Origin of the sequence: Serratia sp. UGAL515B_01 (assembly GCF_033095805.1) — a bacterium.
Classification (GTDB): Bacteria; Pseudomonadota; Gammaproteobacteria; order Enterobacterales; family Enterobacteriaceae; genus Chania.
The window spans coordinates 1,833,239-1,853,414 of sequence record NZ_CP109901.1; the positions used below are offsets into that span (position 1 = coordinate 1,833,239).

Genomic DNA, 20,176 nt, shown 5'->3' on the forward strand with positions numbered 1-20,176 from the left:
CATGATTAACCGCGCATCTTTCCAGACACGAGCCCGTGCCTTTTGGCTATTATGGGCGCTCATTGGGGTGAATCTACTCGCCTGGGTGGTGGCTTTTATGGCTTTTCGCCACTATCCGGCCCTGCTCACTGCGGCCTTATTGGCTTATGGCTACGGCCTACGCCATGCGGTAGATGCTGACCATATCGCCGCTATTGATAACGTCACCCGCAAACTGATGCAGCAAGGGCAACGCCCGGTCTCCGTTGGGGCATTCTTTTCACTGGGACATTCCACTATCGTGATTTTGGCTTGTGCTGCCATTGCCGCTACCTCTCTGACTTTTGGTGACCATATGGGGTGGCTACATCTGTATGGTTCAACGCTGGGCACGTTAATCTCATCGTTGTTCCTGCTGGTGATGGCACTGCTCAACTGGCTTATTTTCCGCGATGTTTATCGCACTTTTCGCCGGGTCAAGCACGGTGAGAAACTGATAGAACAAGATATCGCGCTGATTACCCACAACACCGGCGGCGTTATGAACCGCCTGTTCAGTTTTGCTTTTAATCTGGTGAATAAAAGCTGGCATATGTACCTGATCGGGTTTTTGTTTGGGTTGGGTTTTGATACCGCCACAGAGGTAGGATTACTGGGGATTTCTGCCGCAGGTGCCACGTCAGGCATGTCGGTATGGTCGATCATGGTTTTCCCATTACTGTTTGCCAGCGGCATGGCATTGATCGACTCGCTGGATAATTTTGTGATGATTGGTGCCTACGGCTGGGCATTTAATAAACCGGTGCGCAAGCTGTATTACAACATGACCATCACCGCTTCCAGCGTGGTAATAGCCCTAGTGATCGGTGGGTTAGAAGGATTGGGTTTGCTGGCCGATAAGCTGGACCTGCAAGGAAATTTTTGGCGTGGCGTTGAGATCCTTAACAGCAACATGGGCAGTGTCGGTTATGCTGCAATTGCCCTGTTTGTGGTGCTCTGGGCACTATCCGCGTTCAATTACCGCCGGAAAAACTATGATGCTTTGACGTTGTAACCAAAGTGGTGCCCCTTCACTTCTGGTGTTGTCGACGGCAACACTGGCAATCAAGGGGCACCATCTGCCACCCACCGCCTCAACACTTCTTCCCTAACCTGGAATTCCATTCCTACCGTTGTGAATAGACGAGCCAACACTTGGTTTATTTGGCCATTCCTGTCAGCATTATTTATCACTCTTTTGCTGTTGACTGCCCAAATAGATAAAACAGCGTTTTCTGCCAAATGTTATGGTTAACGGATTTTCTTTTAGGAAAGTTTAATTATAAAATGCTTTTATTTCAGTTGATTACAATGAATCGTAAAACGATGCTCGTCTTTATATTATTAGAAATCGTGTGCCGTTGGCGACCAATTTCAGTCATCAAGGACATAGCTGACTTCATGTCCGAAATCCGCCATCATAACTTCCTTTTTCATGTAATAATCTTTGCATTAAACGCAAGGAGTAAACGAGATGCAGACTTTTTTCATTGACCGTATGCCGACGCCGATCGGTGAGCTGGTGTTGATCGGTGACGAATCGGGGCATATGCGGGCACTTGACTGGACAGATCATGAGACTCGTTTAATGAAACTATTGAACACTCACTATCGAAGAGTCCCGTTCACGTTACAGGAAAAAAGCAACCCAGGGGGCCTGACGGAGATTGTGCAACGCTACTTCTCAGGTGAACTGGCGGCTATCGACAGTGTGCCAGTGATGACCGCAGGTACTGAGTTCCAACGTACCGTCTGGCAACAATTGCGGAAAATCCCTTGTGGAGAAATTATCACTTATGGGGAATTGGCCAGGCGTATTGGGCGGCCAACAGCTGCACGTGCAGTTGGTATGGCTAATGGCTCTAACCCTATCAGTATCGTCGTCCCCTGCCACCGAGTGATTGGTTCACAAGGTGCTCTTACTGGCTATGCGGGTGGTGTTGAACGTAAGCACTGGCTGCTCAAACACGAAGGTTTTTTGCAAACATAGCAGTTCCCACCGCATCTATTATAGGCTCTTCGGAAACTAGCGACGAACATTGCGACTATGACAGTGTACCTCACTATTAAATGGCTAATAATTGATAAAAAAATATCACGTATTAAACATATGCTGGATTGTTCAACTTAAACTGGCTTTCTCGAATTATTTTGATTGTAAATCGTGAAATTTCAGCATAATCAGCGGTAATGTAGTGTGAAATTTACACATAATGTCACTAATCTGGGTATCACTCTACTTATAACCCAGCGCAAAAGATGTTAAAATTGACTCATATCAATTACTGCATGAGCGTAATCTATGATCCCGGAAAAACGCGTGATTCGTCGAATCCAGTCTGGTGGGTGTGCAATCCATTGCCAAGACTGTAGCATCAGCCAACTGTGTATTCCTTTTACTCTCAACACACATGAGCTCGACCAGCTTGATAACATCATCGAAAGGAAAAAGCCAATTCAGAAAGGCCAGACGCTGTTCAAAGCAGGCGACGAACTCAAGTCATTGTACGCGATCCGCTCTGGAACCATCAAAAGTTACACCATCACCGAACAAGGTGATGAACAAATTACCGGGTTCCATTTAGCTGGTGATTTGGTTGGTTTTGACGCTATTGGCGGGTTGAAGCATCCGAGCTTTGCTCAAGCGTTAGAAACCTCAATGGTATGCGAGATCCCTTTTGAAACGTTAGACGACCTTTCAGGTAAAATGCCCAATCTGCGTCAACAAATCATGCGTTTGATGAGTGGTGAAATCAAAGGCGACCAGGATATGATCCTGTTACTCTCGAAGAAAAATGCTGAAGAGCGGCTCGCCGCATTCGTGTATAACCTGTCTCGCCGTTTTGCTGAACGCGGTTTTTCGCCACGTGAATTCCGTTTGACCATGACTCGTGGCGATATCGGTAACTACCTTGGACTCACGGTTGAAACCATCAGCAGGCTTCTGGGCCGCTTTCAGAAAAGTGAAATCCTCAGCGTTAAAGGTAAATATATTACCATCGAAAATGCAGACGCATTGTCACAACTGGCTGGAGCAGCGCGGATTAACGTTTCAGTAAGTTCTTGATCTTCCTTTGGGCTAACAATTTTCTGAAATTTTTGGCCCGTGACTTCTCTGTCGCTGTTCTCTTTTTCAATGTTGGGTTACTCTGTAATTGAGCAAGCTGTTGAGCTACAGCTGTATGGAGGCCTTATGGCGATGTATCAGAATCTTCTGGTGGCTATTGACCCTAATCAGGACGACCAACCGGCACTCCGCCGTGCGGTTTATCTGGTCAAGCGGAACGGTGGGCGTATTAAAGCCTTCCTTCCTATTTATGACTTCTCTTACGAAATGACCACCCTCCTTTCCCCCGATGAGAGGACAGCAATGCGGCAAGGCGTGATTAGCCAACGCGTAGCGTGGATCAATGAACAATGTCGTTTCTATCTTGCCGACGGTGTCCCCATCGAAATAAAGGTGGTGTGGCACAACAGACCTTACGAGGCAATCATTCAAGAAGTCTTGAGCGGCAATCACGATTTATTATTGAAGATGGCCCATCAGCACGACAGACTGGAGTCGATGATTTTTACACCAACCGATTGGCACCTGTTGCGGAAATGTCCTTGCCCAGTTTGGATGGTAAAAGATCAGCCTTGGCCTGAGGGGGGAAAAGCGTTAGTGGCAGTTAACCTCTCCAGTGAAGAACCTTATCACGACCCGCTTAACCTTAGATTGGTAAAGGAAAGCCTGGAACTGGCACAAAACGTCGATCAGACCGAAGTTCATCTGGTCAGTGCCTATCCGGTTACACCTATCAATATCGCCATCGAGTTACCTGATTTCGACCCCAGTGTCTATAACGATGCAATCCGTGGACAGCATTTGATTGCCATGAAAGCGTTAAGGCAAAAATTCCATATCAGCGAAGAGTTTACACACGTTGAAAAAGGTCTTCCTGAAGAGGTGATCCCAGATCTGGCTGAGCACCTGAAAGCCGGAGTTGTAGTATTGGGAACGCTTGGCAGAACGGGAATTTCCGCCGCGTTTATCGGTAATACCGCAGAACATGTGATCGATCACCTTAAATGTGACCTGCTGGCGCTTAAGCCTGAAGGATTCAACTGTCCGATCGTTTTGGATGTAAATGACGAACACAATGATTAGGATTTATTATAGCTACGGCTGATAACAGCCCTGCATCTTACAAGGTGGCTAAATAGCTGCCTTTTTTGATATGTCTGAGGATAGATCATGAGTAAACCAGCGCTGATTATTATCGACTTACAAAACGATTATTTCCCAGGCGGGGCATTCCCATTAGCCAATACCGAAACCACCCTTTCTGCTGTCGTGAAGGCAATCGGCAAGGCTAAAGCCAAGGGGATCCCTGTTGTTCACGTACAACATATAGCTGATCCTAAACAGGGCATCGCTCCCTTCTTTAACAAGGGGACAGATGGTGTCAAAATCCACGCTAAAATTTTGGCTGCTGCCCCAGATGCACCTGTAATCATTAAACATTTTGCGGACAGTTTTGAAGCCACACAGCTGCATGAAACATTGCAACAATTGGGTGTAGACGAGCTGATACTTTGCGGCATGATGACACAGAATTGCGTCACCCATACTGCGCTGTCTCGACGTTCAGACGACTACCAGAAAGTGACAGTATTAACTGATGCATCAACGACAGTCAGTGAAATGCTGCATGGCATTGCCTTGCATGCTCTTTCCACCCGGGTAGCATTAGCTTCTTTGGATGAGGCTTTAGCCTAAAAGTAAAAAGGGCCCAAAAGGGCCCTCAGATTGATGGCATAAACTCAGAGTTCAACAACATCAAAGCGTACGTCTGGGTTAACATCCGCATCGTAATCAACTTCTTCCAAACCAAAACCAAACAAGCGCAAGAATTCTTGCTTATAGCCCGTATAGTCGGTCAGTTCGCTCAGATTTTCTGAAGTGATTGACGGCCACAAATCGCGGCAGGCCTGTTGCACATCATCACGCAATTCCCAATCGTCCATCCGGATACGTGCATGATCATCCAGCGGCATATCATCGCTATACAGACGATTACGCATTAATCGGTAAACCTGTTCTATGCACCCTTCATGAATACCCTTTTCCTTCATGATCTTAAATGCCATAGAGATATACAGTGGCATAACAGGGATCGCTGAAGAAGCTTGGGTGACAACGGATTTCAACACAGCAACATGAGCGGTTCCACCTTTAGCCACCAAATCGCCACGGATAGCCGTTGCAGCACGATCTAAATCTTCTTTGGCACGGCCTAACGTACCATGCCAGTAGATTGGCCAAGTAAGGTCGGTACCAATGTAGGAGTAAGCGACAGACTTGGCACCCTCAGCCAGCACACCGGATTCTTCCAAGGCTGACATCCAAAGTTCCCAATCCTGCCCGCCCATAACGGTGATAGTGTTCTGGATTTCTTCTTCAGTTGCAGGTTCAACCGTTGCGGTGATGATTTGATCTTTATTGGTATCAATTGCTGTGGTGGTATAAACCTCACCAATAGGTTTCAACGCTGAGCGCACCACTTCACCCGTGTCAGGCATTTTACGTACTGGCGATGCGAGTGAGTAAACTACCAGATCGATTTGGCCTAAATCGGCTTTAATCAGTTCAATGACCTTGGCGCGGCATTCGTTCGAAAAAGCGTCGCCATTCACGCTTTTCGCGTAAAGCCCCTCTTCTTTTGCTGCCTTGTCAAAGGCGGCTGAGTTATACCAACCCGCAGTGGCTGGTTTGCTCTCGGTGCCGGCTTTCTCGAAGAACACGCCGATGGTAGCGGCACTGCTACCAAACGCAGTGGCAATTCGGGAAGCCAGACCATAACCGGTAGATGCACCGATCACCAACACACGTTTAGGGCCATTGGTAATCTTGCCCTGCGCTTTGGTATAGGCAATCTGACGACGAACATTGGCTTCGCAACCCACTGGATGAGTGGTGGTGCAGATAAAACCGCGAACCTTAGGTTTGATAATCATAGTGGTCTAGGATCCCGTTAAATGGATGAAATCGGGATATAAGATACCTCATTGTGCCCCAGTATGGTGATCTGATGTGTCGAAATGCTTAAGTAGTGAACAAAATTTGTTAAATTAAGTATTAGAAACAGTACTCCGGCTGTTTTTCAGGCAAAAAAAAGCACGAACCATTGCATCGACCCGTGCTTTCACCACTAATGACTACGGTAGCGAATTACAGTGCTCGTAAAATCGCTTCCACACTCTCTTTGGCATCGCCAAACAGCATTTGGGTGTTTTCTTTAAAGAACAACGGATTCTGCACCCCCGCATAACCTGTATTCATTGAGCGTTTGAAAGCAATAACGTTTTGCGCTTTCCACACTTCCAACACTGGCATACCGGCAATTGGGCTACGCGGATCTTCCAGCGCAGCTGGGTTTACCGTATCGTTAGCACCAATGACCAACACGGTATCGGTGTCTGGGAAATCTTCGTTGATTTCATCCATTTCCAGCACCACATCATAAGGTACCTTGGCTTCCGCCAACAGCACGTTCATATGGCCTGGCAAACGCCCAGCAACCGGGTGAATACCAAAACGCACTATGATACCGCGTGCGCGAAGTTTCTCGGTGATTTCCGCCACCGGATATTGCGCCTGTGCGACCGCCATACCATAGCCTGGAGTGATAATAACAGAAGTTGAGTTCTTCAACTGTTCAGCCACTTCTTCCGCTGTGGTTTCACGGTATTCACCCATCTCGTCCGCATTACCGGTAGAAGAACCATCAGTACCGAAACCACCGGCGATCACACTGATAAAGGAACGGTTCATTGCCTTACACATGATGTACGACAGGATGGCACCTGAAGAGCCCACTAAGGCACCGGTTACTATTAACAGGTCGTTGCTCAACATAAAGCCTGCCGCTGCCGCTGCCCAACCTGAGTAAGAGTTAAGCATCGATACCACAACTGGCATATCTGCCCCGCCGATAGAGGCAACCAAATGCCAGCCGAAAATCAACGCAATCACGGTCATGATCAGCAGTGCGAATACTTCCAACCCAACGCTGTTGGTACGAACAAACATCATCAGCAATAGGAAGGAAACAACCAGCGCTGCCAGGTTCAGTTTATGACGATGCGGCAACATCAGCGGTTTAGAAGAGATAATGCCGCGCAGTTTGCCGAATGCAACAATAGAACCGGTAAAGGTTACTGCACCAATGAAGATCCCCAGGAATACTTCGGTAAGATGAATACTCACCATCACCGGCTCCATGGCAGCCCCATGATCCAGATAACTGTTAAAGCCAACTAACACAGCAGCCAAACCCACGAAGCTGTGCAGCACAGCCACCAGTTCTGGCATTTCGGTCATTTCAACTTTCTTCGCCAGATAAATACCGATGGTACCGCCGATGATCATGGCAATAATAATCCAGCCCACGTTGCCTGAATCTGGCCCGAGGATGGTGGCGATCAACGCTATCGCCATCCCGGCAACACCGAACAGGTTACCCTGTTTAGATGTTTCATGGCGCGAAAGCCCTGCCAGGCTGAAAATGAACAAAATAGCGGCAACAATGTATGCTGCTGTAACTAATCCACCAGACATTTTTGCTACCCCTTAGTTTTTGCGGAACATCTTCAGCATGCGCTGAGTGACGGTGAATCCACCAAAAATGTTGATGCTGGCAATCAGCACGGCGATAAAGGAGAAAAACGTCACCCATCCGCCATGGCCGATCTGCAATAAGGCACCAACCACAATAATTCCTGAGATCGCGTTAGTAACCGACATCAATGGCGTATGCAAAGCATGACTGACATTCCAGACCACGTAGTAACCTACCACACAGGCCAGCGCGAACACCGTAAAGTGAGAAAGGAACTCTTTCGGTGCTGAGTTGGCGAACCAGCCAAACAACACAATCGCCAACGCGATTAGGCAGTATTTCACCCATGGCGATGTTGGTTTTTTTTCTACTTTTTCGATTGGTGCAGTTGATTGCGCCTGCTGAGGCTGAGCAGAAACCTGAATTGGTGGTGCTGGCCAAGTGATCTCACCATCACGTACCACGGTCACGCCACGGATCACGGTGTCTTCAAAATCGATATTGATTTCGCCGTCTTTCTCTTTCGACAACAGTTTCAGAAGGTTAACCAGATTGGTACCGTAAAGCTGTGACGACTGTGTCGGCAGGCGGCTCGGCAGGTCAGTATAACCAATTATCTTTACACCGTTGTCAGTCACGGTTATTCGATCGGCTACCGTCAGTTCACAGTTACCACCGGTCTGAGCAGCCAGATCAACAATAACGCTGCCCGGTTTCATCGAAGCCACCATCTCTTTAGTAATCAGCTTGGGTGCAGGTTTACCAGGGATCAGTGCGGTGGTGACAATGATATCTACTTCCTGCGCCTGAGCAGCAAAAAGGGCCATCTCTGCTTTAATAAAGGCTTCAGACATCACCTTGGCATAACCATCGCCGCTGCCTGCTTCTTCCTCAAAATCCAACTCGAGGAATTCTGCCCCCATGCTCTGGACTTGTTCTTTAACTTCCGGACGGGTATCAAAGGCACGAACGATGGCACCCAAACTGCCCGCTGCACCGATAGCAGCAAGGCCGGCTACGCCAGCACCGATAATCATCACCTTCGCTGGTGGAACCTTACCTGCCGCGGTAATCTGCCCGGTAAAGAAGCGACCAAACTCGTGAGCAGCTTCAACAATAGCGCGGTAACCCGCGATATTGGCCATTGAACTCAATGCATCTAAGGACTGCGCGCGCGATATTCGCGGCACGGAATCCATAGCCATGACAGTCACTTTGCGGGCTGCCAGTTTCGCCATCAATTCGGGGTTTTGCGCAGGCCAGATAAAGCTGACTAGCGTGCACCCTTCACGCATTAACGTGATTTCATCCTCTTGTGGCGCGTTAACCTTCAGGATGAGATCCGACTGCCACACATCGGCAGTATCGGTAATTATCGCCCCAGAGGCTTGATAAGCAGCATCTTCAAAACTTGCCAGTTTACCCGCCGCACTTTCGATCGCGACGGTAAAGCCCAGTTTCAGCAGTTGTTCTACCGTTTTCGGCGTTGCTGCAACACGGGCTTCATTGGCCAACCGTTCTCTTGGTACACCAATACGCATAATGTTCCCTTCTCACCTGTCTTTGATGATATTTATTATCTTTTCTACCCAAAGTAAGAGCACCGGCCAACAAGATTTATTTCGACTTGTTAGCGAACAAATTAAAGTGCCCTCCATAACCTACTGAAAATGTGACCTGTGATCCATAATTGCTTACGCTTGCTCTGCATTTTTTACATAAAAACCCACCTAAGGATATGACTAATCGCAAATTTATGTAGGAAAGTTCCCTCGCTGGCCTTTTTTAAGACGCTTTATTGCAAACTGTATGAACAGTAATCTGTTTTAAAACACTGCATCAGGCTTGAAAAGTTATAAAATTGTGAACATATGACATTAATGAAGCTAAATGCTTTATTATCGATAACTTATATTCTGATGTCTGTCGTACGATAACTGGTTCTGGCACTGACTTGCCCCATTCCAGAAGATAAAATGCTGAGACACCGGGCAAGATTACATGTAATAATCTGCGGCTGATTACACTCACACTGTTCAGCACATTACAAACGTTACTGCGCTAGGCGAAAGGATTTTTTATGAAGCTGAAGACCACGATCATCGCATCAGCCTTGTTATCACTCACTGCGCTTTCTGTACATGCCGCGCAGGAGCTAACCCCTGAAAAAGCAGCGGCTATCAAGCCGTTTGACCGCATTACCATTACAGACCGCTTTAATGCTATCTATGAAGCTGTCGATGCAGTCTCGCGCCGGGCAGATAAACTGGGGGCCGACGCTTTTTATATTCAGGATATGAACAGCAGCAACAGTGGTGGTAACTGGCGGGTCACCGCAGACCTTTACCATAAAGATGCACCTGAAGTAAGCAAAGAAACCCAGTATCGAGTTATTAATGGCGTAAAAGAGTTGCCGAAAGACGAAGCCTTCCTGCTTGAACCTTACGATACTGTTACCATCAGCGGTTTCTTCCGCAGCCAGCCAGATATCAATGATTCCATCAGCAAAGCAGCACAGAAAAAAGGTGCCGCTTCGTTCTTTATCGTTCGTCAGGTTGATGCCAATAAGGGCGGCAATCAGTTCATTACCGCATTCATTTACAAAGCCGACGCCCCTAAACGCATCGTTCAGAGTCCAGACGCTGTTCCTGCGGACTCTGAAGCCGGACGAGCGTTATTGGCTGCGGGTGGTGCAGAAGCCGCCAAGGTTGAGATCCCAGGAGTTGCTTCTTCAGGCTCACCAAGCCGCGCTATTGGCCGCTTTTTTGAAACTCAATCTTCAACCGGTGAGCGTTATACAGTAACACTGCCTGATGGCACAAAAATCCAGGAAGTGAATAACGTGACCGCGGCACAGATGGTTCCATTTGATTCCGTAAGCTTTACTGGCCACTTCAACAGCATGACAGACGTTTCCCATGAAGTCGCCAAACGCGCAGCGGCTAAAGGTGCCAAATACTACCACCTCACGCGCCAGTGGCAGAATCAGAGCGGTGGCAACCTAACCGTAAGCGCTGATTTGTTTAAATAACAATCAAGCAATGCTTTATTATCGGGCAGCAATTAAGCTGCCTTTTTTCTATCTTTCCGCACTCTTTATTTACTGAATAAATGTTTACCAAATCCGCATAATCAAGCATTGCATCTGAAAGTATCACTCCGTAAAATCCTCATCATATTTCAGCATTATTGACTAATTAAAAAGCCATAAACATCTAAATATCACTATAAAAAATATAAAATAGGATTTTTATCTTATCGAGGAGTAATCATTGGAAAGAAAACTTGGGCTTACCGCATTAACCGCTTTAGTCCTTAGTTCAATGTTAGGGGCTGGCGTATTTAGCCTGCCGCAGAATATGGCTGAAGTTGCCAGCCCATCGGCATTGTTGATTGGTTGGGCTATTACCGGTATCGGTATTTTTTCCCTAGCCTTAGCCATGCTGCTATTAACACGTCTACGCCCCGATCTTGATGGAGGTATCTTCACTTATGCCAGAGAAGGGTTTGGCGAATTAGTCGGTTTCTGTTCAGCCTGGGGTTATTGGCTCTGCGCAGTGATTGCCAATGTTTCTTATCTAGTGATTGTATTCGCAGCTCTGAGCCTTTTTACCGACCGCAGCGGTAGTGTGATCTTCGGTGACGGCAATACCTGGCAGGCGCTAATCGCCGAGTCCTTGCTGCTGTGGTTGGTACATGCACTGGTGTTACGTGGGGTGCAGACTGCAGCAAGTATCAATTTGTTCGCCACCTTGGCTAAATTGCTCCCGCTCGCTTTGTTTGCCGTATTGGCCGCTTTCGCCTTCAAACTGGATGTGTTCACTCTGGATTTCCACGGCGTTGCACTTGGTACACCCGTTTGGCAACAGGTTAAGGACACCATGCTGATCACCCTATGGGTATTTATTGGCGTTGAAGGTGCGGTGGTAGTTTCAGCGAGGGCAAAACACAAAAAGGATGTAGGCCGCGCAACGCTGTTGGCGGTGATTTCAGCTTTAGCCGTTTATCTGGTTGTCACCCTACTCTCCCTTGGCGTTGTTCCGCGCAGTGAACTTGCAGGAATGCGCAATCCTTCAATGGCTGTGCTAATGGTTGACTTAATTGGCCCCTGGGGAGATGTAATCATTGCAACAGGCCTGATTATTTCAGTTTGCGGAGCCTATCTAAGTTGGACCATTATGGCCGCAGAGGTTCCCTTGTTAGCAGCTCAGCATGGCGCATTCCCGAAGATATTGCGCAAACAAAACGAAAACCATGCCCCTTCCGCTTCATTATGGCTGACCAATGGCGCCGTGCAAATTGCTCTGGTGATTATCTGGCTGACAGGCAGTAATTATAATTCGTTGTTGACCATCGCATCAGAAATGATACTCGTACCTTATTTTCTGGTGGGGGCATTTCTTTTTAAGGTCGCTCTCAAGCTCCAGGATACAAGGTTAATTATCGCCGCTATCGGTGCATGTCTATACGGGCTTTGGTTGCTTTACGCTGCTGGTTTGGCACACCTACTGATGTCAGTACTGCTGTATGCACCCGGATTACTGGTATTTATGTACACGCGCTGCGAAAATGAAGACGTTGGTTTTCTGAAAAATATCGAGAAAGTGGTTATTTGCGTGTTATTAGCTGCAACCGTTCCCGCAAGCTGGTTTATGCTGCATTATTCTTAGAAATTAGAGCCGGATGACCTTACTTAATCATGAAACAGCAACAGTACTTTATGCACCAATTATCGATGAGAAGCATTAATCGTTTTATTGAGTATAATGGCATAATTATTCTAATGTTTGCAGGCAGGTTCAGGAAATTTATCAATGGCATATCATGACTCGGCACCAGTGCTGATTACCGGTGGTGCACGCCGAATTGGGCTGGCACTCGCCCTATCGTTTTTGCAACGTAATATCCCTGTAATCATTAGCTATCGCAGCGAGACTCCTGCATTAGTACATCTGAAAGGATTAGGAGCAATTTGCCTCCAAGGGGATTTTTCTACCCATGAAGGTATCTACCACTTTGCTGAACAGATAAAGCAAGTTGCTCCAAAATTGCGCACAGTGGTTCATAACGCCAGTACCTGGATGGCGGAGTCAACCGCTGTGCCTGCTGAACAAGTGATGTCAGCGATGCTGCAAGTTCATGTTTACACACCTTATCTACTAAACCAATTACTGGAACCTTGCTTACTTGGTCAAGGGCATGCTGGTGCCGACATCATTCATATTACCGACTACGTTGTAGAGAAAGGTAGCGACAAACACATTGCCTACGCCGCCAGTAAAGCTGCATTAGATAATATGACTCGCTCTTTTGCACGAAAACTGGCACCAGAAGTTAAGGTTAATGCCATTGCTCCCGCGTTGATCATGTTCAAACCGGACGACAATGAAATGTATCGCCAACAGGCGTTAGAGAAATCGCTGATGAAGATAGCACCTGGTGAACGTGAAATCATCAATCTGGTGGATTATCTGATGAACAGTCGCTATGTCACCGGGCGAACCTACGCAGTTGATGGTGGGCGCCCATTGCGTTAGATAATGTTCATGGTACAACGCCCGTTGACGCGCTATGCTGAATACCGTTTTTTGAATAAAACCGCTCAAAATGACTAAAATTGTTTTTGTAGAAGATGATCCGGAAGTTGGGAAACTGATTGCCTCCTATCTGGGCAAACACGATATCGACGTTATTATTGAATCACGTGGTGACACAGCGCAAGCTTGCATTGAACGCGAGCAACCCGACTTAGTATTGCTAGACATCATGTTGCCTGGTAAAGATGGTATGACACTGTGTCGCGATCTACGCCCTGTCTATCCAGGGCCTATCGTATTACTCACTTCTCTCGACAGCGATATGAACCATATTCTGTCGCTGGAGATGGGCGCACATGATTACATTCTGAAAACGACACCTCCTGCCGTATTGCTGGCTCGTCTACGTTTACACCTGCGCCAGCATAGTAATCAGCCGAAAGAAGAACAGACGCAATCGATCATTCAGCACAATGCCCTGCGCTTTAACTTACTGTGTATCGATCCGGTCAACCGTCAGGTAACGTTGGGAGAAGAAATAATTACCCTTTCCACTTCAGATTTCGATCTGCTATGGGAATTGGCTACACATGCCGGGCAGATCATGGACCGTGAAGCATTACTTAAAAACCTGCGTGGAGTCAGCTATGACGGCATGGATCGCAGTATCGATGTTGCGATATCACGCTTGCGTCGTAAGCTTTATGATAGCGCTTTGGAACCCTTCCGTATCAAGACAGTGCGTAACAAAGGCTACCTTTTCGCGCCTAATGCCTGGGCATCGGTGCAGTAATGAAAAAATTGTTTATTCAATTTTTTTTGCTGCTGTTTGTCTGTTTTTTGGTGATGGCAATGTTGGTTGGCTTGGTCTATAAGGTCACTGCTGAACGTGCTGGGCGCCAATCAATGGACGACCTGATGAAAAGTTCCCTGTACCTGATGCGTAGTGAACTGCGTGAAACACCAATGAAGGACTGGAACAAAACCATTGAAACGCTAGACTTAAACCTGTCTTTCCAATTACATATTGAACCTCTCGGTAAACAAAACCTAGGGGAAAATCTCACCAAGCGGCTGCGTTTAGGCGAAATTATTGCGTTAGACGATCGTTACACCTTTATGCAACGCATTCCCCGTAGCCACTATGTACTGGTTGTCGGCCCAATCCCCTACCTGTTCTATCTACACCAGATGCGGATACTGGATTTGGTATTACTGATATTTATCGGTCTATCTTTGTCCCTACCCGTATTTTTGTGGATGCGACCACACTGGCAGGATTTGTTGAAACTGGAAAACGCCGCTCAACGCTTGGGAAATGGCCATCTTGATGAACGCACCTCTTTTGAACCAACTTCTAGCCTAAGCAGGCTTGGCATCGCCTTCAATCAGATGGCGGATAATATCAACACGCTTATTGTCAGTAAAAAACAGTTGATTGATGGCATTGCGCATGAATTACGTACACCTTTGGTTCGTTTGCGCTACCGGTTAGCGATGGCAGATAATCTTCAAGAGAACGAGCAGCAGGCAATAAACCGTGATATTAGTCAGTTAGAGTCGCTGATAGATGAATTATTAACCTATGCTCGGTTGGATCGCCCACAAGTAGCACTGAATATTGAAACTATCGATTTACCTGCTTGGTTGCACGACAAAGTTGCCGATCTGCAATTGATCCACCCGGATCACAATATTGAGATCAACATTCCACATGCGGGTGATTTTGGTGGCGTTGATCTGCGTTTGATGGAGCGCGTGCTGGACAATCTGGCCAACAATGCACTGCGCTATTCTGTACAGCGTTTGCGCATCGGCTTATGGTTTGATGACAACGGGGCATGTCTGCAAGTTGAAGATGACGGCCCTGGTATTCCACCCGATGAACGTGAGCGGGTTTTCGAACCCTTCGTCCGTCTCGATCCAAGCCGGGATCGTGCCACAGGAGGTTGCGGACTCGGCTTAGCCATAGTGCACTCTATCGCGGTAGCCTATCAGGGCAACGCTTATGTAGAAGCCAGCTCTCTAGGCGGCGCCAGCTTCCGCTTTTGTTGGCCTGTGAAGCACGTCCACAACGTAAAAAGTTAACGAGAATAACCCTCTTATCCGAGATAACCCTCTGAGTCTTGCTCTGTGACTATTCTTAGTACAGCAGTGAGACCAAGGAAGCCAATATGGAGTTTTGAGTAATGACGTCAGCACTGCACTCATCTGCCTATGAAGAGCTACGTACGCTCTTTAGCCGTCTTTCACGTTTTGATCACCTGTCAGCGATTAGCGGTTGGGATATGCAAACCATGATGCCGCCAGGAGGCAATAAAGCACGCTCTGAAGCTTTAGCCGAACTGAGTGTCTTACGGCACCAACTTTTAACGAACAAAAAAACCGGCGCTTTGCTTGAACGTGCGCAACAGGAATCGCTTGAAGAGATTGAGCGTGCCAATCTGCACGAAATGCGTCGTCAGTATGACAACGCAGTACTGCTTCCTGATTCTCTCGTCGAGGCTAAATCGCTTGCTGGAGCGCGTTGTGAACATGCATGGCGAACTCAGCGCCCAGCTAACGATTGGGTTGGTTTTAGCGGCAACCTGCGTGAAGTGGTCAAATTGAGTCGCGAAGAAGCGCAGATCCGTGCGCATGCAGCCGGTTCAACCCGTTACGATGCATTGCTGAATCTCTATGAACCAGGTATGCGTAGCAGCGATCTAGATCGAATTTTTGCCGATCTGAAAACCTGGTTGCCTGATATGTTGCAAAAAGTTGCCGCTAAGCAACAACAAGAACCCTGCCTTACACCGCAAGGCCCCTTTGATGTGGATTCACAGCGCAAACTCAGTTTGAGCGTCATGGCGTTGCTTGGCTTTAACTTTGACGGTGGTAGGGTTGATGTGAGCGCCCATCCCTTCTGCGGTGGCGTTCCTGAAGATGTGCGCATCACAACACGTTATAACGAAAAAGAGTTCCTGACAGCGTTGCTCGGTATCATCCATGAAACCGGTCACGCCCGTTACGAACAGAATTTGCCGCGTGAGTGGCTAGGTCAACCTGTTGCGCTGGCACGATCGACAGCCATCCATGAATCACAAAGCCTATTTTTCGAAATGCAGTTGGCGCGCAGCGCGGACTTCCTGAAGATTTTACGCCCTCTGATCGTCAATCAGTTTGGTGAACAACCTGCATTGGAAGAAGACAACTTTATTCGCCTGAATCAGCGCGTAAAACCTGGACTGATTCGTGTCGATGCTGATGAGGTTAGCTACCCTGCCCATGTAATACTGCGCTATGAAATAGAGCGTGCTCTGATCGAGGGAGAAATTGAAGTAGAGGATATTCCGGCTTTGTGGGATGAGAAAATGCTCAGCTATCTTGGCCAAGATACCGTGGGTAATTATCGTAATGGCTGTATGCAAGATATCCATTGGACAGATGGCGCTTTTGGTTATTTCCCTACCTACACGGTTGGAGCCATGTATGCAGCCCAGCTATTCCAAAGCGTTCGTAACGCATTACCAAACTTGAGTAAGGCTATCTCGGCGGGTGATTTGGGTCAGTTGTTCCACTGGCTACAACAAAATATCTGGCGACACGGTAGTCGTTATCCAACAGAGACCTTAATTACCAAGGCCACAGGTGAATCTCTGAATCCATGCTATTTCCGGCAACACTTGGAAAATCGTTACCTCTAGATAGCCGCGTTTAATGCGGGTGGGAAGGACAATGAACTCCTTCCCACCTCATATCCGGCCGTAATTAGCTGATGCGGTTCTCACATAACGATAATTAATGGGTAAACGGGCACTGTAAAAAATTCCCTGTAGTTTAGTCGTCCACACCGGATCTCAGCGCCGCAGAAATGTATGCCTGCTCCCAGGTTACCGTTTCTACGAGTTTTCTTTTCATCTGTTTAGCCTTGTTATAGACACTGATTTTGCAATTACCAATAAATGTATGTTGTAACTAAAAAGTGTGTCATTTAGTTATGTGCATTGCCATGTCGACATATGCGCTGTTTGTACATTAGGTTACAAGTCGAAACTAATCACTCACGGAAAGCATCACAAAGTTTGCATAAGATCCTTTCAACGCCCCCACTGTGGGGTTGAAATGCAAACAGAAATATGAGGAATTAATGATGAAAAAAGTATTCGCTCTGATTGTTGCCGCTGTTATGGGTCTTTCTTCTGCTGCATTTGCCGTACAAGCCGTTACGCCTGTAGTGGCATCGAATGTATCCACACAGCCCGTTCCGGCCAAAAACACGCATATGAAGACACATCATATGAAGAAAACGACTGAACAAAAAGCTCAAGCAGCCAAGAAACACCATAAAAAATCCAGCAACAAAGCAGCAGCTCCGACGGCTTGATAGCAAATCAATGTGAGACGCAACTCACCTGTTCTATAAGGTTTGTTCAACACCCGGTTCACCGGGTGTTTTTTGATTGGGGTTGTCTATGCTTAAACAGTATCTGTTTGAAATAATCTTTGGCACCCTGATCGTTTGTGGCCTCATCGCCACTTTCTTTTACTTTTAGTCTCCTGACGGTGTCGCTTCAGGACCTTATTAATGAAAAATTGCTGACAGTTCATCCATACTGAAGCTGTATCCAGGTTCAATTCAGGCTGCAACTAGTAAGTGTAAAAGCCATAGTTAATCACTATGTGACCCAGTGCATGAGCGTAGCCGTGCATCTTTGCAGCTTGAATGACGATAGGTATTAATCAGTTTATAGTTAGCTTCCGCGCGTTTATTGAAATCCGAACTTTTCAGGCAATAAACTTATGAGAATTCCCGTTTTGCTGTTGTTGTACTCAATCTCCTTGCTCTCTTCCTGGACTGCAAACGCCGATAGCCATCCTGAGGCGTCTGTTGCAGAGCAAAACCGTCTATTTTTCGGTAAAGATGATCGCGCCAAAATTCAGGAAACCGACATTTGGCCTTGGCAAGCGATTGGTCAGGTAGAAACAGCCAGTGGCAATCTGTGTACCGCTACACTAATTTCCTCTCATTTTGCGCTTACCGCTGGGCACTGCGTACTAGCACAACCCGGTAATGTTGATAAAGCGATAGCGTTGCGTTTTATTTCCAGCGACAAGGGCTGGAAGTATCAGACAGAAAATATCGAAACACTAGTCGATAGATCGTTAGGTAAGAAACTTAAATCGGACGGCGACGGTTGGATCGTTCCACCTGCTGCAGCCGCTTATGACTTTGCGTTAATTCGTTTGAAAGATGTAACCGTGCCAGACATTGAACCACTGCCGTTGTGGCAAGGCGACAGCAAGACACTAATGCAGGTTTTAAAACAGGCAAAATATCTGGTTACTCAGGCGGGTTATCCAGAAGACAATTTGGACGAGCTGTATAGCCACTCCAATTGCAAAATTACAGGCTGGGCTCAGAAGGGAGTACTATCGCACCAATGTGATACATTACCAGGTGACAGTGGCTCCCCACTACTATTGAAAACAACGGACGGTTGGCGGTTGATTGCTATTCAAAGTTCTGCACCTGCTGCAGAAGATCGCTATCTAGCCGATAACCGAGCACTTTCAATCACCGCTATCAGGAGTGCCCTGAAGACCCTGTCGCATGAAGAGAAACACAGATGACATGCTATTTACTGTATGCATTTATGATAAGAAAATTCGCTAAGATCCATCGAGGATGGTAATTCTCCAATAAAGGGGAATCTGCAACTGAGCCTCAACAATGAGGCTCACGGCTGTGCCGAGTAACACAACTAACAGAATTGCATCTTAAAATCTTTATTCGGGGTTACCCGGCTTTCACCATTTCTCTTAGACTAAGACTCGATAATTAAATTGGTTACCTGCCGCATCACGAATTGAATTTTCAACGTCTTCAGTCAAATTTTGCTGTGGGAAGTAATTGTAAGGGGGTCTATCGACAGAGGTGCTGTTAAAGCCACAGCCATTTAAACTCAGCGGTGGCCGGTCTGTTCCCCATTCATCATCAGAATGTATTTTATTAAAAGTAGACTCCGAATCAGATAGATATACTCCACCAAATTCCTTGAACAATTTACAATGTTCAGTCAGTCCTTTAACTTTAAAAATATTCAATTCTGACAAGATCCTAGACTCCTTACCAACACCAAAGCTGTATTGATATTTGTAGACAGGAGCTGCTATATCGTTATCAAACACGTTGTTAAAAAGATGGATATTGCCAAAACGTACGCGTGGAGTACGTTGCACAACGTTAGTGAATAAATTATCGTGAAACGTCACTCGCAACTTGCCTGCATCTTGCTCTCCATTGCTGTCACTATGGCCGATCAGAATCGTCTTATCATGCGTAGTAAATACACAATGTGACACAGTGATATAGTTCGATGCTCGCTTGATATCTAGGGAACCATCGTGTTGGACGTATTTCCAACCGTCAACAGTCTTATACATATCCATAGTGAAGCGGCCATCACTAAAAGTGACATTATTGACCCATACATGATGAGAGTTGACAATGCTCAAGCCATCCCATTCCGCATTCCAACCATCTCCTTCTTCGAACTGTGGTTCAACATCAACAGGATTTTCAATAAATAAATTGTGAACAATGACATTGTTAGCATCCTGAATAAACAGAGCACTCGCGATGAATTTGGCGTTGTGATCCATGCCAATTAATGTCGTATTACTGCCAATGAATATACGACCGCGCTTTGATTGGTCCTGGCGGTTCGTGTAGGGTATACCACCGCTGGCATCAATCACGCCTCCTATCCAAATACATTTTGGTCGGTCGCCTGACTCGGCTATGGCTTGCCGAAGTTCTTCTATATTTCTCACATAGTATAAAAGTTGTGGATTCTTTCCTCCCCCTGTAGTTCCTCCATCTTCAGAAGCCCATCCAATAGGCGTTTCATACCAGGTTTCATGTGGTGGCACATTATTAATTGAACTCATTTAGAAAATCTCCATTTTATTTTTAAAAGAAGTGGATAACTTTAGGTGTAGGAAAAAACACGGAGAAATCAGCCCCTGTATTCC

Annotated in this window: 17 protein-coding genes; 13 read left to right on the top strand and 4 right to left on the bottom strand. The window is 46.7% G+C overall.

Translation table 11 applies throughout. The features are described from left to right. The first annotated feature begins 1 nt into the window (after position 1). The 5 genes from OK023_RS08455 to OK023_RS08475 all read left to right on the top strand — a co-directional run bounded on the left by OK023_RS08455 (position 2) and on the right by OK023_RS08475 (position 4,780). Positions 2–1,033: a HoxN/HupN/NixA family nickel/cobalt transporter gene (locus OK023_RS08455; RefSeq protein WP_317696885.1), complete on the top strand. Its 1,032-nt coding sequence runs from the start codon at positions 2–4 to the stop codon at positions 1,031–1,033. A 459-nt stretch (positions 1,034–1,492) separates the two neighbouring features. Then, positions 1,493–2,008 carry a methylated-DNA--[protein]-cysteine S-methyltransferase gene (gene ogt, locus OK023_RS08460; protein WP_317696887.1) on the top strand — a complete coding sequence of 172 codons (516 nt, stop codon included), beginning with the start codon at positions 1,493–1,495 and terminating at the stop codon, positions 2,006–2,008. Between the two features lie 312 nt (positions 2,009–2,320). Then, positions 2,321–3,085 carry an FNR family transcription factor gene (locus OK023_RS08465; RefSeq protein ID WP_317696890.1) on the top strand — a complete coding sequence of 255 codons (765 nt, stop codon included), beginning with the start codon at positions 2,321–2,323 and terminating at the stop codon, positions 3,083–3,085. Positions 3,086–3,211: 126 nt separating this feature from the next. Further along, complete coding sequence (gene uspE, locus OK023_RS08470) at positions 3,212–4,168, top strand: universal stress protein UspE (protein WP_317696891.1); 957 nt, start codon at positions 3,212–3,214, stop codon at positions 4,166–4,168. 87 nt (positions 4,169–4,255) lie between these two features. Continuing rightward, positions 4,256–4,780 (top strand): cysteine hydrolase family protein, encoded by a 525-nt coding sequence (locus OK023_RS08475; protein ID WP_317696894.1) that lies wholly within the window; start codon positions 4,256–4,258, stop codon positions 4,778–4,780. Positions 4,781–4,824: 44 nt separating this feature from the next. Here OK023_RS08475 and fabV read toward each other — a convergent pair whose 3' ends face one another. From fabV to pntA, 3 genes are all read right to left on the bottom strand, one after another. Then, positions 4,825–6,018 carry an enoyl-ACP reductase FabV gene (gene fabV, locus OK023_RS08480; RefSeq protein ID WP_317696897.1) on the bottom strand — a complete coding sequence of 398 codons (1,194 nt, stop codon included), beginning with the start codon at positions 6,016–6,018 and terminating at the stop codon, positions 4,825–4,827. Positions 6,019–6,232: 214 nt separating this feature from the next. Further along, positions 6,233–7,621 carry a Re/Si-specific NAD(P)(+) transhydrogenase subunit beta gene (pntB, locus tag OK023_RS08485; protein ID WP_317696899.1) on the bottom strand — a complete coding sequence of 463 codons (1,389 nt, stop codon included), beginning with the start codon at positions 7,619–7,621 and terminating at the stop codon, positions 6,233–6,235. 12 nt (positions 7,622–7,633) lie between these two features. Then, positions 7,634–9,163 carry a Re/Si-specific NAD(P)(+) transhydrogenase subunit alpha gene (pntA, locus tag OK023_RS08490; RefSeq protein ID WP_317696901.1) on the bottom strand — a complete coding sequence of 510 codons (1,530 nt, stop codon included), beginning with the start codon at positions 9,161–9,163 and terminating at the stop codon, positions 7,634–7,636. A 539-nt stretch (positions 9,164–9,702) separates the two neighbouring features. Here pntA and ydgH point away from each other — a divergent pair. From ydgH to OK023_RS08530, 8 genes are all read left to right on the top strand, one after another. Next, the gene (ydgH, locus tag OK023_RS08495) at positions 9,703–10,653 is read left to right on the top strand and encodes a DUF1471 family protein YdgH (RefSeq protein ID WP_317696903.1); all 951 of its coding nucleotides are present in this window, start codon (positions 9,703–9,705) and stop codon (positions 10,651–10,653) included. A gap of 241 nt (positions 10,654–10,894) precedes the next feature. After that, positions 10,895–12,292 carry an amino acid permease gene (locus OK023_RS08500; RefSeq protein WP_317696905.1) on the top strand — a complete coding sequence of 466 codons (1,398 nt, stop codon included), beginning with the start codon at positions 10,895–10,897 and terminating at the stop codon, positions 12,290–12,292. A gap of 144 nt (positions 12,293–12,436) precedes the next feature. Beyond that, positions 12,437–13,159, top strand: a complete 723-nt coding sequence (gene folM / locus OK023_RS08505; protein ID WP_317696907.1) for a dihydromonapterin reductase — start codon at positions 12,437–12,439, stop codon at positions 13,157–13,159. A 70-nt stretch (positions 13,160–13,229) separates the two neighbouring features. Then, positions 13,230–13,952, top strand: a complete 723-nt coding sequence (rstA, locus tag OK023_RS08510; RefSeq protein WP_317696909.1) for a two-component system response regulator RstA — start codon at positions 13,230–13,232, stop codon at positions 13,950–13,952. Beyond that, entirely contained in the window at positions 13,952–15,247 is a 1,296-nt protein-coding gene (gene rstB, locus OK023_RS08515; RefSeq protein ID WP_317696911.1) for a two-component system sensor histidine kinase RstB, read from the top strand. The genes rstA and rstB overlap by 1 nt, the downstream gene beginning before the upstream one ends. Positions 15,248–15,348: 101 nt before the next feature. Then, positions 15,349–16,845, top strand: a complete 1,497-nt coding sequence (locus OK023_RS08520; protein ID WP_317696913.1) for a carboxypeptidase M32 — start codon at positions 15,349–15,351, stop codon at positions 16,843–16,845. 443 nt (positions 16,846–17,288) lie between these two features. Further along, positions 17,289–17,525, top strand: a complete 237-nt coding sequence (asr, locus tag OK023_RS08525) for an acid resistance repetitive basic protein Asr (protein WP_411569397.1) — start codon at positions 17,289–17,291, stop codon at positions 17,523–17,525. 416 nt (positions 17,526–17,941) lie between these two features. Continuing rightward, complete coding sequence (locus OK023_RS08530) at positions 17,942–18,772, top strand: serine protease (RefSeq protein ID WP_317696915.1); 831 nt, start codon at positions 17,942–17,944, stop codon at positions 18,770–18,772. Positions 18,773–18,961: 189 nt separating this feature from the next. On the opposite strand, the gene OK023_RS08535 is transcribed toward OK023_RS08530, so the two are convergent. Beyond that, positions 18,962–20,092 carry a pectate lyase gene (locus OK023_RS08535; protein ID WP_317696917.1) on the bottom strand — a complete coding sequence of 377 codons (1,131 nt, stop codon included), beginning with the start codon at positions 20,090–20,092 and terminating at the stop codon, positions 18,962–18,964. Positions 20,093–20,176 lie beyond the last annotated feature (84 nt).

Bases quoted from the DNA above. Each gene is read 5' to 3' on its own strand.
- OK023_RS08455 (WP_317696885.1), top strand. From the start codon at position 2: ATGATTAACCGCGCATCTTTCCAGACACGAGCCCGTGCCTTTTGGCTA.
- ogt (WP_317696887.1), top strand. From the start codon at position 1,493: ATGCAGACTTTTTTCATTGACCGTATGCCGACGCCGATCGGTGAGCTG.
- OK023_RS08465 (WP_317696890.1), top strand. From the start codon at position 2,321: ATGATCCCGGAAAAACGCGTGATTCGTCGAATCCAGTCTGGTGGGTGT.
- uspE (WP_317696891.1), top strand. From the start codon at position 3,212: ATGGCGATGTATCAGAATCTTCTGGTGGCTATTGACCCTAATCAGGAC.
- OK023_RS08475 (WP_317696894.1), top strand. From the start codon at position 4,256: ATGAGTAAACCAGCGCTGATTATTATCGACTTACAAAACGATTATTTC.
- fabV (WP_317696897.1), bottom strand. From the start codon at position 6,018: ATGATTATCAAACCTAAGGTTCGCGGTTTTATCTGCACCACCACTCAT.
- pntB (WP_317696899.1), bottom strand. From the start codon at position 7,621: ATGTCTGGTGGATTAGTTACAGCAGCATACATTGTTGCCGCTATTTTG.
- pntA (WP_317696901.1), bottom strand. From the start codon at position 9,163: ATGCGTATTGGTGTACCAAGAGAACGGTTGGCCAATGAAGCCCGTGTT.
- ydgH (WP_317696903.1), top strand. From the start codon at position 9,703: ATGAAGCTGAAGACCACGATCATCGCATCAGCCTTGTTATCACTCACT.
- folM (WP_317696907.1), top strand. From the start codon at position 12,437: ATGGCATATCATGACTCGGCACCAGTGCTGATTACCGGTGGTGCACGC.
- rstA (WP_317696909.1), top strand. From the start codon at position 13,230: ATGACTAAAATTGTTTTTGTAGAAGATGATCCGGAAGTTGGGAAACTG.
- rstB (WP_317696911.1), top strand. From the start codon at position 13,952: ATGAAAAAATTGTTTATTCAATTTTTTTTGCTGCTGTTTGTCTGTTTT.
- OK023_RS08520 (WP_317696913.1), top strand. From the start codon at position 15,349: ATGACGTCAGCACTGCACTCATCTGCCTATGAAGAGCTACGTACGCTC.
- asr (WP_411569397.1), top strand. From the start codon at position 17,289: ATGATGAAAAAAGTATTCGCTCTGATTGTTGCCGCTGTTATGGGTCTT.
- OK023_RS08530 (WP_317696915.1), top strand. From the start codon at position 17,942: ATGAGAATTCCCGTTTTGCTGTTGTTGTACTCAATCTCCTTGCTCTCT.
- OK023_RS08535 (WP_317696917.1), bottom strand. From the start codon at position 20,092: ATGAGTTCAATTAATAATGTGCCACCACATGAAACCTGGTATGAAACG.